The 15175-nt window shown below is 50.8% G+C and carries 14 protein-coding genes; 9 read left to right on the top strand and 5 right to left on the bottom strand.

The genetic code is table 11. The annotated features are described in order from the left end of the window. Positions 1 to 73: 73 nt before the first annotated feature. Positions 74 to 865 carry a hypothetical protein gene (locus tag BWI97_RS03195; RefSeq protein WP_102200012.1) on the top strand — a complete coding sequence of 264 codons (792 nt, stop codon included), beginning with the start codon at positions 74 to 76 and terminating at the stop codon, positions 863 to 865. 39 nt (positions 866 to 904) lie between these two features. Here BWI97_RS03195 and BWI97_RS03190 read toward each other — a convergent pair whose 3' ends face one another. Beyond that, positions 905 to 1885, bottom strand: a complete 981-nt coding sequence (locus BWI97_RS03190; RefSeq protein WP_102200011.1) for a helix-turn-helix transcriptional regulator — start codon at positions 1883 to 1885, stop codon at positions 905 to 907. Between the two features lie 194 nt (positions 1886 to 2079). Between BWI97_RS03190 and BWI97_RS03180 the strand changes: the two genes are divergently transcribed. Genes BWI97_RS03180 through BWI97_RS03170 form a run of 4 tightly spaced genes read left to right on the top strand, consistent with a single transcriptional unit; the run spans position 2080 to position 7365 of the window. Beyond that, entirely contained in the window at positions 2080 to 4914 is a 2835-nt protein-coding gene (locus BWI97_RS03180) for a PD40 domain-containing protein (RefSeq protein WP_146010862.1), read from the top strand. A gap of 36 nt (positions 4915 to 4950) precedes the next feature. Continuing rightward, the gene (locus BWI97_RS03175) at positions 4951 to 6453 is read left to right on the top strand and encodes a S10 family peptidase (protein ID WP_102200008.1); all 1503 of its coding nucleotides are present in this window, start codon (positions 4951 to 4953) and stop codon (positions 6451 to 6453) included. 13 nt (positions 6454 to 6466) lie between these two features. After that, positions 6467 to 6667 carry a hypothetical protein gene (locus BWI97_RS27350; RefSeq protein WP_146010861.1) on the top strand — a complete coding sequence of 67 codons (201 nt, stop codon included), beginning with the start codon at positions 6467 to 6469 and terminating at the stop codon, positions 6665 to 6667. A gap of 2 nt (positions 6668 to 6669) precedes the next feature. After that, a complete protein-coding gene (locus BWI97_RS03170; RefSeq protein WP_102200007.1) occupies positions 6670 to 7365 on the top strand; it encodes a hypothetical protein in 696 nt (231 codons plus the stop codon). 124 nt (positions 7366 to 7489) lie between these two features. Here BWI97_RS03170 and BWI97_RS03165 read toward each other — a convergent pair whose 3' ends face one another. From BWI97_RS03165 to BWI97_RS03155, 4 genes are all read right to left on the bottom strand, one after another. Further along, positions 7490 to 8959, bottom strand: a complete 1470-nt coding sequence (locus tag BWI97_RS03165) for an MBOAT family protein (protein ID WP_102200006.1) — start codon at positions 8957 to 8959, stop codon at positions 7490 to 7492. Next, positions 8940 to 9596, bottom strand: a complete 657-nt coding sequence (locus BWI97_RS28230) for a GDSL-type esterase/lipase family protein (RefSeq protein WP_233207744.1) — start codon at positions 9594 to 9596, stop codon at positions 8940 to 8942. The genes BWI97_RS03165 and BWI97_RS28230 overlap by 20 nt, the downstream gene beginning before the upstream one ends. A 418-nt stretch (positions 9597 to 10014) precedes the next feature. Beyond that, positions 10015 to 11508, bottom strand: a complete 1494-nt coding sequence (locus tag BWI97_RS27345; protein ID WP_146010860.1) for a hypothetical protein — start codon at positions 11506 to 11508, stop codon at positions 10015 to 10017. A gap of 95 nt (positions 11509 to 11603) precedes the next feature. Beyond that, the gene (locus BWI97_RS03155; RefSeq protein WP_102200005.1) at positions 11604 to 12488 is read right to left on the bottom strand and encodes a bifunctional 5,10-methylenetetrahydrofolate dehydrogenase/5,10-methenyltetrahydrofolate cyclohydrolase; all 885 of its coding nucleotides are present in this window, start codon (positions 12486 to 12488) and stop codon (positions 11604 to 11606) included. A 198-nt stretch (positions 12489 to 12686) separates the two neighbouring features. Between BWI97_RS03155 and BWI97_RS03150 the strand changes: the two genes are divergently transcribed. From BWI97_RS03150 to BWI97_RS03135, 4 genes are all read left to right on the top strand, one after another. Next, positions 12687 to 13046 carry a hypothetical protein gene (locus tag BWI97_RS03150; RefSeq protein WP_102200004.1) on the top strand — a complete coding sequence of 120 codons (360 nt, stop codon included), beginning with the start codon at positions 12687 to 12689 and terminating at the stop codon, positions 13044 to 13046. A gap of 163 nt (positions 13047 to 13209) precedes the next feature. Continuing rightward, the gene (locus tag BWI97_RS03145; RefSeq protein WP_094817028.1) at positions 13210 to 13692 is read left to right on the top strand and encodes a DUF2452 domain-containing protein; all 483 of its coding nucleotides are present in this window, start codon (positions 13210 to 13212) and stop codon (positions 13690 to 13692) included. A 38-nt stretch (positions 13693 to 13730) separates the two neighbouring features. Next, a complete protein-coding gene (gene menB / locus BWI97_RS03140) occupies positions 13731 to 14585 on the top strand; it encodes a 1,4-dihydroxy-2-naphthoyl-CoA synthase (protein ID WP_094817027.1) in 855 nt (284 codons plus the stop codon). Positions 14586 to 14744: 159 nt separating this feature from the next. Continuing rightward, complete coding sequence (locus tag BWI97_RS03135; protein ID WP_102200003.1) at positions 14745 to 15158, top strand: hypothetical protein; 414 nt, start codon at positions 14745 to 14747, stop codon at positions 15156 to 15158. Positions 15159 to 15175: the final 17 nt, after the last annotated feature.

Genomic DNA, 15175 nt, shown 5'->3' with positions numbered 1-15175 from the left:
TCTGCCCGAAAACTGCCTCTAAACGCCGAAAACTAAAAACTATTCACTATTTTTCACGCACAGAATTGTGCTTATGGAAACTCTTCTTCGATCCATCGAGATCAACTATCAAACGGCAGAGCTTATCCCTGCTCCCTATTCCCATAAATATTTCATCCGCTGTACGGTCAATCGGGCGGACGAATTACACGTGGTTTTTCGCATTGAATACACCGATCGGGACGATCTGACGGAAGAGGAAATTCTGGGCGAAGGATTCACGGGTAACGATGATTTCGAATGGGAAGGTACCCTCCTGCCCGTTTGGACGGAAGAACTTCGTTCGCTGGTTGCTAAAACCGACTTTTACAAGACCAGTCGTCCGGCCCAGGAAGGTGAAAATCAGTTCTGGCTTAATGTTGAATACAAGGATCAGGAACCTCTCCTGGGCAAACCCCGGAACCGGGAGCCCTGGGAATACCTGTCGCAGGAACTCATTCAGGCCATCTACGAAACGGCCCGTCTGGAAGCTCCGCTGAAACTGATTTATCTGAAAAAACTGAAGGACAAGTCCGTTCAACTGGAAATGAACGTCTTCTTCTCCAAACGTACGGTGAAGATGAATATGCAGGTGGACAACATTGAAAAGTCGAATGAACTTCGCTGGGATACGTTGAATCCGGTGCTACGGCTCATCTACGCGGGTGAGTTTCTGGCCGAAAAAGCTACGCCCAAGAAGCCCGATCATCCGGGTAACTTTATCAATGTCGGCGATGGCCTTTGGTACGAATTTGGCAAATCTCTGGTTAATCCGAGCGGTAACAATCGGTTCCTGAACGACATTGAACGTACGTTGGACGAACTTTCGCAGTTACCTACAGAATAAACAAAAAAGCGGATGGTTGCCATCCGCTTTTTTTAGGTTTCAGGCTTTCGCCCGATCAAGTTCTTCTTTTAGTTCTTCTACCAACGCTTTCATACGATCAAGCGATACGGGTGGTTCGGGTAGCTTGGTACTATAAAAGCCGCGAACGGCCCAGACCTCCACAATATCTTTCAGGGAAAGTTCGATCGTCTGAATACCTGAATTATCCGAACTTAACAAGAGCGTACCTTTGATTTTCAGTTGATTATAGACCCGTCGGTACAGTAAACCCTGCATTCGGGATACGATCAGATAATGTTTAGAGTCTTCGAGCGAATACCAGTCCGTTACCTGCTCGGCAATCAGAATGGAACCGGGGATGGAAAAATCATCGCCTACTTCAAAAGCCCGGATGACACCCGCTTTCGTTTGCGGTCCCTGAAACGGCGGTAACTGCTGAATGTACTCCCCCTGTCGCGATTTCATGACGTACTCATTCATACGCCCCTGATTGACCAGCCGAATACCCGGGTCTACCGGAGTTGGGGCTGTCGTAACGGGAGCCTGAACCACGGAGGGAGCCGTAATCGTTGTCCGATTGAACGCTTCCGATGCTTTGGATAATTCTACGGGCGTATCGGACAGAAAATCCAAGCGATTGAGTTTACGAAGCGTTACTCGCTGAGCCACCAGATTGACCTGCGATTTTTCCCGAAAATACGTATCCACCACTTTTTGAATGGGCTGCGGTGGACGGGCCGTTTCAGGACGGTAAACGGGAGGCGGAGGTGTCGCGGAGGCGGGACCTAAATTCAGGCTGGGCGTATCACGAATCCGGCGTAAATCAACCGTCAGCAACTGATCGAGCGTCACGCCAAACAATTGCGAAAGTTTGATGAGCGTCTCGCGGGGCGGGTTGGCTCTCGCTTCTTCGTACGCACCAATGTTTGGCCTTTTGGTACCCAGGCGACGAGCTAACTGCTCCTGTGTCAGATCGTTACGGTTCCGCAGATACCGAATATTCTCGCTAATGATGCTCATACCGCCTCCTAAATTGACAAAATTTTTAGCAAAACTATTTAAAATAGAAAGCGAGTCAAGTTTTTTGATTCTTCGTTTCCTCAGATTCACCCCGTTTTTCCTCAAAAAAAACCAATACGCTCAAATGCCCCTGCTAAAAATTTCAAAGTTTGTGCTTAGCTTACACCCTTCATTTTTTCCCTAGATTCGTAGGAATGAATCGTTTTCTTTTCTGTGTATGGTGCTGTTTGACTGGCTATCAGGCACTTGCTCAATTAGGTAACACCAGCCAGAATCCTGCCTCCATTCGCTGGTTTCAGTACCGGACGCCCCACTTCCAGATCATTTATCCGGAAGGTCTTGATTCAGTTAGTAATCGACTGGCAAATACCATGGAAACGGTTTATGAGCCCGTATCCAAGACCCTCGGCCGGAAACCCCGTCGTATTCCTCTGGTGCTGCAAGCCCAAACTACGGTTTCCAATGGATTTGTAACCCTGACGCCCCGTCATACGGAGTTCTACATCACGCCGCCGCAGGACGCCAACTTTCTGGGCAATAATCGCTGGCTTGACCTGCTGGCCGTGCACGAATACCGGCACGTCGTTCAGAATGAGAAAGCGATGACTGGACTTAGCAAGGGATTGTTCTATCTGTTTGGCTACAATGCTACTAATTTTCTAAAAACCGGCATCCCGGACTGGTTTGCGGAAGGAGACGCCGTGTGCACGGAAACGGCACTCTCCCCCGGCGGACGCGGGCGAATCCCGGAGTTTAATCTCCTGCTCCGTACCCAGTTACTAAGCCGAAATAAGCCGTTCAGCTACCCTAAAATCGTTGCGGGTTCGTACCGGGATAACCTTCCCGATTGGTACGTACTGGGCTATCACCTGACGAATTACGCCCGTAGAAAGCTGGGGCCTGAGGTCTGGAATACGGTTCTTGACCGGTACTACCGTTTCCCCTTCTACCCCTTTTCTTTTTCGGACAAACTGCGGAAGATTTCAGGCTTGCGGACGGAAGATTTGTATCAGGAGGCGGCAGCTGATTTCACCCAACAGTGGGCTGCTCAGCAAGCCGTAGCGTCGCCCGCCCCACAGGTTTCTACCAAACCCATTCGAGTGTATACGGATTACGAGTACCCGCAACTATTGCCCGATGGCCGGATCGTTGCGTTGAAGTCGGGATTAGCGAATATTCCCGCCTTTGTACTGCTGGACGGGCAAAACGAAACCAAGCTGTACGAAACGGGTTTTCTCCAAAATTCCGCCACCCTTTCGCTGGGCCAGACTACGCTGGTTTGGGCGGAACAACACTTTGATCCCCGCTGGGGCATGCGGGATTATACCGTACTTAAGACGCTTGACCTGCGTACGGGAACGATGCGGCAGGTCACCCGAAAAAGTCGCTATTTTGCTCCGACGATTTCGCCCGATGGGCGTACCATTCTTACCGTTTCGATTGATACGGAAGGGAAAAGTCAACTGGTGCTGGTACAGGCGTCGGACGGTCAGGTTCTTCGGACTTTTCCGAATCCTCAACAGTCTTTGTACCAGCAGCCCCGGTTTGCGGCGGATGGTCGCCGGGCCATTATGGTACGACAAGTGGGTTCTCAGAAAACGCTCACGATACTGAATCTGGAGACCGGGCAATTGCAGGACGTCTTTCCACTCCAAACACAGAATCTTTCTCAACCGCTGTTGTACGATAACTGGGTGCTTTACAATGCTCCGTACACGGGTACCGACCAGATTTACGCATTTCATCAAACTAGCCAAAAGCATTACGCCATCACGCAGCGGCCTTTTGGAGCGTACCACGCCGCTCTTTCGCCCGATGGTCGTACCCTGGCTTTTCAGGATTTTACAGAACAGGGTCACCGGATTGCCCGACTGCCCTTTAACCCGGCTGAATGGACTGAACTCACGGAAATCCCGACCGCCCCTACCCGCTCGTTTGGTCCGCTGGTACAACAGGAAAACAATCCTGCGTTACTGGCTTCCGTACCCAATCAGTCGCACGTTCGTAAGCCCTATTCCAGGGCTCATTTATTTAACATTTACGGCTGGGGACCGGTGCTGACTTCGTCCGATACGGACTTATCCGTGGGCATCCAATCGCAGAATCTGCTTTCTACGGCCTTTACCTCGGCCGGGTACACCTACAACGCCAACGAACGACAGGGCCGCTGGGAAGGCAACTTCAGCTACTACGGCTGGTATCCGGTCATCGATGTGAGTGTAGCGAGTGCCGGACGTCAGACGGTTTTTTCCATTGACGAGCAACCACCCATCGATAGCCTCCGAAAAGATTACTGGCGACAAAACGAATTTAACGTCGGACTACGCCTGCCCCTGGTCTTGACCCATTCCAAGTATCGGGAAGGCCTTTCGCTCGCGGTACAGGCCAATTTTATTCAGACGCAGGGTTACGATCTTCCCCTACGCAGCCGTACCGAGCCGGGCCGTCATAATTTATCGGCCACCACCGTTTCCCTAAGTTACTCCCGTCTGTTACGGCAAGCCAAGCGGGATGTGCAGCCTCGCTGGGGACAAACGTTTAGTCTCTACGCCCGTAATACGCCTTTCGGAGGTGTACTAAAGGGTAACTTACTGGCGTTACAAACGAGATTGTACTTTCCGGGATTTTTTCCGCATCATTCCATTCGTCTTTTCGGAGGCATACAGTTTCAGGGTTCCGGCGACTCGTACGTATTTGGCAGCCCAATGTTTTACCCCCGGGGATATGCATACGCCAGTGCTGCGAAACTAACGACGGGTACGCTTCAGTACCAGTTGCCACTGGCCTATCCCGACTGGAGTCTGGGTCGCTTGCTGTACGTGCAACGAATCAAACTGAATGCCTTTGCGGATTTGGGCTATGCCGTCACGGGTGACCGAACCCGTACTTACCAGTCCACGGGTGTTGATGTTACGTTCGATTTCAACGTCCTGCGTTTACGGCAGGCTTTCGAACTGGGCTTCCGGGGCCTCTGGACCCGCGGCGGTACGTTTCAATCTCAATTTTTAGTTATTAATATTGGATTTTAAACCCTTACCATTCGTTTCATTCTTCTCTATTCCCGTATGAAAATCCGATCGCTCTACCTGTTTTCCGCTCTGCTGCTGAGTAGTACGCTGAACGCTCAGCCTTCCCAGGAAAAACCCGTCCCCTTTGTGGCTCCGCCCAGCCCCGTTGAAACCAAAGGGCAAGTGACCATTCAGGGCAAAACCATTTCGTACACGGCCCGTACCGGCTACCTTACGCTGAAAGACGAAAGTGGTAAAGCCAAAGCTAACATTTTCTTCATCGCGTATACCCGGGATGGGGTGTCGGATTTGACGAAACGTCCCATTACGTATACCTTTAACGGTGGACCGGGTTCGGCTTCGCTCTGGCTGCATTTGGGATGCATTGGGCCCCGCCGGATTCCCATGACCGACAAAGGAGAATCGCTGGCTCCGCCCTATGCCCTGGTCAACAATGAATATAGCTGGCTCGACAAAACGGATCTGGTTTTTATCGACCCCGTCAATACGGGATATAGTCGGGCCGCAGCCGGTGAGAATGAGAAACAGTTTCTCGGGTACAATGAAGACATTCAGTCGGTGGGTGAATTTATTCGCCTGTACACCACGCAGTACGGCCGCTGGGGATCGCCTAAATTTCTGGCGGGCGAAAGTTACGGCACTACCCGGGCGGCGGGTCTTTCGGGCTATTTGCAGGATCGTTATAACCTGTACATCAACGGCATATCGCTCATCTCATCCATCCTGAATTTCCAGACGGCCCGTTTTGACCGGGGCAATGACTTGCCTTTCGCTCTGTTTTTACCTACGTACACGGCGATTGCCTGGTATCACAAGAAACTGGCTCCGGAGTACCAGGCCGATCTCAAGAAAACGCTTCAGGCAGCCCGCGAATTTGCCGCGGGCGAGTACACTACGGCTCTGATGAAAGGTGATTTACTGACGGAAACCGAAGAAAAAGCCTTGGTTGAAAAGCTGTCGAAGTTTACGGGCCTTTCCCAAACCTATCTGCGGCAAACGCGTTTACGCGTTGAAATTGGCCGTTTTGTGAAAGAATTACTCCGTTCGGAAGGCAAGACGGCGGGTCGGCTGGATGGCCGCATGACCGGTACGGATTTCGACGATGCGGGCGATGGCTACGAGTTCGATCCCAGTCTTGATGCTACGATTTCCGGTCCGTACTCCACGGCTTTGAATCACTACGTTCGGCAGGAACTCAAGTACGAAAATGACCTGCCTTACCTGGCCCTGACGGGGCGTGTACAACCCTGGAATTACAATAATGTCCAGAATAGCTACCTCAACGTGAGTGAAACCTTACGGCAGGCCATGAGCAAGAATCCCTTTCTGAAAGTGTGGGTGGGTGCGGGTTACTACGATCTGGCGACGCCATTTTTTGCTGCCGAGTACACCTTTCACCACATGGGACTTAAACCGGAACAGCGGAAAAACGTATCCTTTACCTACTATGAATCCGGGCACATGATGTACATCCATAAGCCGTCGCTGATCCAGTTGAAAAAAGATGCCGACACCTTTTACGATCAGGCTCTGAAATAACCGGATGAATTTCATGAAACGTATAGTTGCCAGCCTGTTCGGGCTGGCAACTTTCGTTTCATGGGCCTCCCATCGCCTGAATTCACATTTTTTAACAGCTAAAAAGGCCCTTTTTATCGCAAAAGCGGCCTATGGCTATTGGCAAATCCATTTCTATCGCCCTAATTGCTCCCATCAAAGTAATGTTTGTACCCGTAAATTTTTGACACTTTAGCCATGAAACGTTATCTGGTTGCCTTCGCTATGCTGTTGTTCAGCACTTACTCTTTTGCTCAATTCGGTTCCAACCGCAATCGGCGTAACGACCGTGAAGCCGTTACTTTTTTTTCGAACTCCAACTACCGGGGTCAATCCGTACAGCAATATTCCGGTGATTTCCGGACCATCAATTTTTCCATTGGTTCCATTCGCGTACCCAATGGCTACGTAGTCGAAGCGTTTTCGGAACCTAATTTCCGGGGCCAATCGGTGAAGTTCAGTGGTAACGTAGCCCAGTCGGGTAACCAGATTCGTTCGTTACGCATCGTGCAGGACCGGAACTACAACGGTCGCCCCGATTATTCCGATAACCGTCCAGGCCGTGGCCGTCCGGATTACAATGATCGGCCGGGCTATAACAACAATCGGCCCGGGTACAACGACAATGGCTCCGTCGTTCTCTTCGCGGATGACGACTATCAGGGAGGTTCGGTGACCCTGAATACGGGTCGTTATCGTTCGTCAGCCCTGGGTCAGATGAGCAAAAAAGCTTCTTCGATTCAGGTTCCGGCGGGTTACAGCATTCAGGTATTTGAAAACGATAGCTTCACGGGCAATTCCTACACCCTGACGAGCAGTAATAACCGCTTACGGAACATTGGCTGGAATGACCGCATTGGTTCCATGATCATTACTCGCGGCGGTCGTCGCTAGAGTATAACTCGTTTAGTACACACAAAAAGAAAGGCAGTCACGAAGACTGCCTTTCTTTTTGTAGGGTTCAAAATCGGTAATGGTCGGAAAGAAACTTTCGATCCTTACCAATTAACTGCAATACCTAGAACTGGAAATAAATAAAGGGCTGCACTTCTGCTGACTGTACCTGCGTCATCAACAGAATAACCGCCAGTAGCCAGGCCAGTTTACCCACGAGTGGCAGACGCGTAATCCAGTTTTCGGCCTGTAGTTCCAGTGACCGGGGCATAAAATGCAGGGTGTACCCCAACAACATCACCAGCAAGACGTTTTGATACCCTTCAACAAACTGGACAATCAGCGTTGGGTCAAACTGAGTAGCAATCTGATGCAACAGCTGCTGAGCAATTTCCATGGAATCGGCCCGGAAGAAAATCCAGCAAAAACAGACAAAATGAAAGGTCAGTAGCTGAGCCAGCCAGCGGTACATCGGGTACGCTCCGGGAGAAAAAAACGAACGAATGAACCGATGAATGACCAGGGCCCCGCCGTGTAATCCCCCCCACAGCATAAATCGCCAGGCGGCCCCGTGCCAGAGTCCACCCAGTACCATCGTCATGAAAAGGTTGAAATACGTACGGAATATTCCTTTCCGGTTTCCGCCCATCGAAATGTACAGGTAATCGCGGAGCCAGCTGGACAATGAAATATGCCAGCGACGCCAGAATTCGGTAATGTTCCGGGATTGGTAGGGGGAGTCGAAATTGACCGGATACTCGAAGCCCAGCAACAAAGCAATGCCAATCGCCATATCGGAATAGCCCGAAAAATCGCAGTAAATCTGCAAGGCGTAGCCATACACGCCAAAGAGATTTTCCAGTCCCGAGTACAGGGTAGGGTTATCAAAAATCCGATCGACGAAGTTGATACTGATGTAATCGGAGATGATCACCTTTTTAAACAATCCGCTGCCAATCAGGAAGACCGCCCGTCCAAACTGTTCCGGCGTTACGACCGTGGGTCGGTAGAGTTGCGGAATGAAATCTTTGGCCCGTACGATTGGTCCTGCTACCAGCTGCGGAAAAAACGAAACGAAAAAGGCGTAATCCAGGATACTCTTGACGGGTTTGATTTCGCCCCGGTAAATATCGATGGTATAACTCAGGGACTGAAACGTATAAAATGAAACCCCTACCGGAAGAAAGATCGGCAGCGGATTATACGGTTGATGGGAAAACTCAGTCCAGGCCTGATAGAAAAAGTTGGTATACTTGAAATACGCCAGCAGACCCAGATTGAGGATCAGGTTGAGCACCATCCAGAGCCGTTTGAATATCTTCTGATCAGCATCGTAGATAAACCAGCCCAGTACGTAATCCACCACGGTCGCGAGTACCAGTAACAAAAAATACCAGCCCGAAGATTTGTAATAGAAATACAGCGAAAACAAGGTCACAAAAATCACCTTGCCCCGGTGGTTCGGCTGTAGTAGTACGTAGATCGACGAGAATCCCAGGAACAACCACAAAAACAGGCCACTGTTAAATAGAATCGGAGCCTCGGGCTGATACTGAAGCAGTTCCGTTAGTTTACTAAAGTCGATGGGTGGCATAATCGTTGAAGGCTTGCATTAAAGCCTGATACAGTAAATTTCCCTGCAATTCGTAGCCTTTGCGGTTGTAATGAACACCGTCGCTCGTAATCAGATGATTTTTTTTCCAGAACGCGGCTGGTCCCGTAATTCCATACAGATCCCAGCACGGCAGGTGATGTTCGCTGGCGTAGTTCAGGATGGTCTGGCGTACTTCCGCCATTTTCGGATTGGCGTGCGTGCGACGCTTGTACGAATCAGCGGGCGTGGTCAGTAAAATCGTAGCCTGCGGATTCGACTTTCGCAGGGCCTGTACCAACGCATCGATGTTCGCGTAAAACTCCGTCATGGTCAGAGCTGCACTATGGGCCTCGTTGGTACCCAGCGAAACCAGAATAAGCTGCGGATCGAGTCCTTGGGTTTGTTCGGCAAAATACTGGGCATCGCGGTAGTGGGAGAACTGAGCCCCGTTTACCCCTACCGAGTGATACAGCACGCCAGGCTGACCATTTTCCAGACTGAACCCAAACAACGTCGCATGGTTTTGTCCGGCTTTTGTCTGTACGGATTCCAGCGAAAACTCATCGTTGAGTTCGTTGAGATCCACTAAAATCGGCAGTTGTCCCTCCGTTCCGCCGGACGTTTGTACGGAAGCCATCACGGCTCCCGAAGCATCCAGAATGTTGAAATCGTAACTGTTGGTATCCCGCAGACAGAAAAGTTTTAGCCGGTCAAACTGATACCCCAGAGCCGAGTCCGAGCGAATCTGTACGTTCATTCGTTTACCCGGATAGGTATTCCGAATGGTTACGCCTCCGATTCCGATCGGCAAATCTCCGTCCGGAAAAACGCAGCGTCTGGCTTGCCAGATGGCATCACTGTTGGTACGGTAGGTATGGGGTTCGTTGGTACGGGCCACGTGCAGGGGCACAACCAGGCCCCGTCCGGCATTCCCAAACTCGTACTGAAACTGTTTCCGAACGGTATTGGTCAGGAAATCAGCCTGCAGGTGGGAATCGCCAATGTGCAGAATATTGACAACGCCCTGCTGCTTTGCCTTTAACTCCGCCAGAGCATCAAAAAACGGATTCAGGCTTTCGACCTGCTGGATCGCGTTGGTTCCGGAGGTCTCGATGCTGGGAGACAATACGTTGACGAGAGCTGTCTGAGCCTGAGCGTTGGGCAGCAGTACGCATAGCAGCAGGCTCAGTCGTAAGATTCTGATCATATTTTTTCTTTTCAAACAAGAGGGCTTTGGCCAGCAAACGGGCAATCTTGCGGCCACCAGCGTATTTCAGGTGCGTGTAATCTTTATTGGCCAGCCCCGCATTTACGTACTTGACCATTGAGCCTTCCCCACCCATAGCTTCCCAGAGGTTCCAAAAGGTTACGCCCGTTTTGCGGGACATGCCGCGTTGGGCTTCGATCAGGTACGGGATACTGGGAAAAGAAACGTAGGAGTCCGCCTGTCGCATGCTCCGGTCCGATACACCGATGATTAAAATGCTGGCTTCCGGAAAACCTTTTTTGATTCGTTCGATGGCCGCCATCATTTTGGGAACGTACCAGCCCAGTTGCGTCGTATTCGGCTGAATGACATTTAAGCCATATTGCAGAATGACGAGTTTGTAATGCTGCAGGCTGTTAAACTGCTGGTACATCGATTCCGACACCCCCAGCAAACCCCAACCCGAATTTCCCCGAATACTGAAATTGTCCACGTACACGCCGTGATCCGACTCGAAGCTTAGGCCGTACAGGGTCAGGCCGCTACCGAACGAAAACCGAACCTGACTCCCCGCTGCCGCCACGTCATGCTCGGTCAGCCTGGAGTGGGCTGTCAGGGTATCCGCCTGCTCCGGTTGTGACCCGAAAGTGTACCGCAGAGCACTGCTCCGATCCGCCTGATAAAAGACCCGCACGCGATCGAAGTGACTCGCCCCAAAGGGCCGCCCGGTACTGTAATTCACGACGTTGTTTCCTTCCGGAATAAAGCTGTATCCGGATACACCCAGGGCGGGACTTCCCTGCTGCTTTTGTAGTACAGAATACGTTTTGAAATTCCGGAACTGATGGCGGATGGTCGCCCGAAAATTGGCTACGGGCGACGTGAGGGGTACGTAGCCCACGCCCCGCCCGCCGAATAAAGCTTGTAGCGTATCCCGAAAATCGCCGCATAACATATCACCCTCAATAAAGGAATCGCCGAAAAAGGCAATGCGTACGGGTCTGGTCTGAGCCTCTTCACTCAGGGCTTTCATAATCTGCTTGAGTCCCTGTCCCGTACTGTCGTAATCCTCAATACAGGTAATGCCGGCTGGACAGGGTAACTGATGTTTCTGTACGGCCACGGGCTCTTCAGCCTTCGGTGCAGTTTTTGCCGAGGGCGTTTTTTTAGCAAGAGACAAAGGTGGCGAGGGCTTCGTATCTTCCTGAATAGACGAAAACAATCGAACTGGTTTCAGATTTATATCGCTCCAAACCCTCTCGGGTACATACGAAAAGGCCACTAAACCAGCCACCAGCAACAAGGTCAATACAGGAACCTGCCGCAACGAATTGGAGGCCATGAAAAATTAGATACGGAGTTGGGTGAAGAATACCTAATCATTTGCGGACTTCCGTGGTGATTCAAATGAATCGGTTGGAAGCCCGCAAACGAACATTACTTTTTATAAATGCTGCCTTTGGCTGCCAAAAGCGTGTTTTGCATCAGTGAAATAATGGTCATTTGACCAACGCCACCGGGTACGGGCGTGATAAAGCTGGTCTTGGGAGCCACTTCATCAAATTTAACGTCTCCCTTCAGCGAGAAACCCGATTTTTTGCTGGCATCCGGTACGCGTTCGAGGCCTACGTCCAGTACTACGGCTCCTTCTTTTACCATATCCGCCGTAATGAATTCCGGGCGACCCAGAGCCCCTACCAGAATATCCGCCTGACGGCAGATTTCGGCCAGATTTTTGGTTTTGGAGTGCGTGATCGTTACGGTACAGTTACCCGGATACGTATTGCGTTGCATCAGAATGCTCATCGGTAAACCTACAATCTGGCTGCGGCCCACGACGACGCAATGTTTACCCGCCGTTTCGATGCCGTAATGTTCCAGCAGCATCAGGCAACCCTGAGGCGTAGCTGAAATATAGGCGGGCAGGCCTTTGGCCATGCGGCCGATATTGATGGGGTGAAAGCCGTCCACATCTTTTGCCGGATGAATCGTTTCCATCACGGCATCAGGATTGATGTGAACCGGCAGAGGTAGCTGGACGATCAGACCGTCCATGTCCGGATTTTCGTTGATTTCGCGGACTTTATCAAGCAGTTCGGCTTCCGTTACCGATTCGTCAAACCGAACCAGCGTCGACTCAAACCCCAGTTCTGCACAGGCTTTGACTTTGTGAGCGACGTAGGTTTCGGAAGCTCCATTACTGCCCACCAAAATCGCCACCAGATGGGGCGTTTTGCCGGATTGAGCTTTCAATTGTTGTACTTCTTCGGCGATCTGGGCCTTGAAATGGGAGGCAACAGCTTTGCCGTCAATCAATTGCATAATATTCTGCTCTAAATAGTAAAACGAAAATCAAACCCAAAGATACGCAATCCAGTGATTCCCTTCGTTCCCTTTAACTCATTTACCCAAGAAAACTAGCCCACCCCGCTTTGATAAAAACTGCGGGCAAATCCAGCCAAAGAGTTGATTTCAGGGCAGTTACGGCGTATATTTGCAATGATTTATTACGCGTAACCCATGCAATTATCTTTCTTACCCGCTGACGAACGTCGTTTTTTTATTGACCTGTTTGCTCAAGTGGTTTTCGATTCCCGCCGGAATCGGCCCCGGCTGAAAACCATTACCAATCAGCGGGTTCCGGGCGATTTGTCCGTCCGTTGTCCGCTGCGTTTACTGCGTCAGTTTCCGGAAGGAACCATTTACAAACTGGATGCCCGGCTGGTACAAACGCCGGGAAAACAGCCGTACCTCGTCGCCGTTAATCAACGAACGCTGCACCGGGCTCTTGAATTTTATGACCATAATCTGACCGTGCAGAACGGTGAATGTAAGGCTCCCCGCCCATCCCGCCGGGTCGTGAAAGAACGAACTTCCTAACTTTTCAGGGCTTTTCAATTGATATTCCACGCACTAGCGAAATTTTTACGCTTTCTATACGGGCTTCTTTGCCTGCTTCCTTTCGATTCCTGTCTCTCCTTTCCCATTTCCTGCCAAACAATCCGTATTTTTGGGCGTTTTTCTACTAAAAACCATCGGTACTATGCCGGAAAACACGGAAGCAGGGGCGTTCGAAAACCCCATTAACCCAGACAAGGTAGCCGAAAATCCCGGTCTCCTTCCCTACGCCCATAACGCGGGCAGTGCCGTCATTCGTCCCGAAGACGAGGGAAAAATCAAAGCCAAAGCTCTGACCGCCATGCGGCAGCAGACGGGCAAGCAGTACGATCAGCTCGCCGGCCAAATGAAAACCCTGCTGGATCAGGCCAAGGCCATTCAGAAGCGGGTGGAAGTTTCGGAACGGGTCTATACGGCGGCGATTAACTTTGAGCCCTTCATTGGTCAGACCATGTATCTGTACGAAAAAGCGGATGGCTCAGACCTGCTCTCGCTGGTGGCTCCGCACGAATGGGGGCGTTCCTTTAAATATAACCGCTACGTAGCTCAGGTAACGATGCTGTACGATCACACCTGGGATGTACTGTTTTATAACGACGAAGGCGACGAAGAACGCGTTGAAATCTAGTCGCTGCGTAAAGACTTCATCTTGAAAATCACGAAGTAATGAGTAATAATCCGAAAACTGCTCCGATCCTTTCCTGGCAACTGCCCTGGGAACCGATTAAAGAATACCGCGAAATCCGCTATTTGTACTACGAAGGAATCGCGATGATTTCGATCAACCGTCCAGAGGTACATAATGCCTTTACGCCCCTGACGGTCAATGAAATGATTGAAGCGATGGAACTGGCCCGTCAGGATACGCGGGTCGGCGTAATCATTCTGACGGGTGAAGGCGGTCGGGCGTTCTGCTCGGGCGGCGACCAGTCGGTACGTGGTCACGGTGGCTACGTGGGCGAAGATTCCGTTCCCCGTCTGAACGTCCTGGATTTACAGCGTCAGATTCGTTCGATTCCTAAACCCGTCATTGCAATGGTAGCCGGATGGGCCATCGGTGGCGGACACGTCCTGCACGTAATCTGTGACCTGAGTATTGCGGCGGAAAACGCCCGGTTTGGCCAAACGGGACCGAAAGTGGGAAGCTTCGACGGCGGTTTCGGTGCCAGCTACCTGGCCCGTATCGTGGGTCAGAAAAAAGCCCGTGAAATCTGGTACCTCTGCGATCAGTATGACGCTCAGGATGCTCTGTCCATGGGCCTGGTCAATAAGGTGGTACCCATCGAAAAATTGGAAGAAACAACGGTAGAATGGTGCCGTAAGATTCTGGCAAACAGCCCCATCGCTCTGCGGATGCTCAAGTCTTCGTTCAACGCCGACCTGGACGGACAGGCGGGTATTCAGGAGCTGGCCGGTAACGCCACCCTGCTGTACTACCTCAGCGACGAAGCCAAGGAAGGGCAGCGTTCGTTCCTGGAAAGACGCAAACCCGATTTCCGGAAATTCCCGCAGTTCCCTTAATAGTTTACGGTTGACAGTTTTCTGTTTTCAGTACATGCTCTGGTACTACTTTATTACGTATCTATGACTGAATCGATGTTGGCACGGCCATAAATCTGCTCTTATGCTAACTGGTAAGTAATACTGAAAACAGAAAACTAACCACTGAAAACTGAACGTATGAACTATCTGAAATCCATTTTGCTGTTTACGGCTCTTGTGACTCTTTTGGGCAGTTGCCGGGATACGAGTGATCCACAGGACCGGGATGAGCTGAGTTATCTGCGTCAAACCTGGAAACACTCCGACGAAGAAGATACCGAAGGTCGCCTGATTTATCGCAATGCCGATTACAAATTCCCGACTACCAAAGACCGTCAGACGTTTACTTTTAGTGAAAATGACGTACAGGTTTCAGTCATTAAAAACAACAAGCTTACCCCGTACAAAGGCAGCTATACGGTAGTAATGAACGGTAATTCCGTGAAAGAACTGACCCTTAACTACACGGAAGCGGGTCAGCGGATCCCTACGGTATTACGCTACGAAGTACTGATTCTCGCCAAGGATGCCCTCATTCTGAAGGTCCTGTAACGAGCGATCGGGCTTGC

The organism is Siphonobacter sp. BAB-5405 (assembly GCF_002872335.1).
Taxonomy (GTDB): Bacteria; Bacteroidota; Bacteroidia; order Cytophagales; family Spirosomataceae; genus Siphonobacter.
Note: the sequence above shows the minus strand (reverse complement) of the source record. Positions and strands in the feature narration are given on the sequence as shown.

What these genes read in the sequence shown, in the direction of transcription:
- BWI97_RS03165 (WP_102200006.1), bottom strand. Translation starts at nt 8,959, where the DNA reads ATGCCACCCATCGACTTTAGTAAACTAACGGAACTGCTTCAGTATCAG.
- BWI97_RS03195 (WP_102200012.1), top strand. Translation starts at nt 74, where the DNA reads ATGGAAACTCTTCTTCGATCCATCGAGATCAACTATCAAACGGCAGAG.
- BWI97_RS28230 (WP_233207744.1), bottom strand. Translation starts at nt 9,596, where the DNA reads ATGGCTTCCGTACAAACGTCCGGCGGAACGGAGGGACAACTGCCGATT.
- BWI97_RS27345 (WP_146010860.1), bottom strand. Translation starts at nt 11,508, where the DNA reads ATGGCCTCCAATTCGTTGCGGCAGGTTCCTGTATTGACCTTGTTGCTG.
- BWI97_RS03175 (WP_102200008.1), top strand. Translation starts at nt 4,951, where the DNA reads ATGAAAATCCGATCGCTCTACCTGTTTTCCGCTCTGCTGCTGAGTAGT.
- BWI97_RS03145 (WP_094817028.1), top strand. Translation starts at nt 13,210, where the DNA reads ATGCCGGAAAACACGGAAGCAGGGGCGTTCGAAAACCCCATTAACCCA.
- BWI97_RS03150 (WP_102200004.1), top strand. Translation starts at nt 12,687, where the DNA reads ATGCAATTATCTTTCTTACCCGCTGACGAACGTCGTTTTTTTATTGAC.
- BWI97_RS27350 (WP_146010861.1), top strand. Translation starts at nt 6,467, where the DNA reads ATGAAACGTATAGTTGCCAGCCTGTTCGGGCTGGCAACTTTCGTTTCA.
- BWI97_RS03135 (WP_102200003.1), top strand. Translation starts at nt 14,745, where the DNA reads ATGAACTATCTGAAATCCATTTTGCTGTTTACGGCTCTTGTGACTCTT.
- BWI97_RS03170 (WP_102200007.1), top strand. Translation starts at nt 6,670, where the DNA reads ATGAAACGTTATCTGGTTGCCTTCGCTATGCTGTTGTTCAGCACTTAC.
- BWI97_RS03155 (WP_102200005.1), bottom strand. Translation starts at nt 12,488, where the DNA reads ATGCAATTGATTGACGGCAAAGCTGTTGCCTCCCATTTCAAGGCCCAG.
- BWI97_RS03190 (WP_102200011.1), bottom strand. Translation starts at nt 1,885, where the DNA reads ATGAGCATCATTAGCGAGAATATTCGGTATCTGCGGAACCGTAACGAT.
- menB (WP_094817027.1), top strand. Translation starts at nt 13,731, where the DNA reads ATGAGTAATAATCCGAAAACTGCTCCGATCCTTTCCTGGCAACTGCCC.
- BWI97_RS03180 (WP_146010862.1), top strand. Translation starts at nt 2,080, where the DNA reads ATGAATCGTTTTCTTTTCTGTGTATGGTGCTGTTTGACTGGCTATCAG.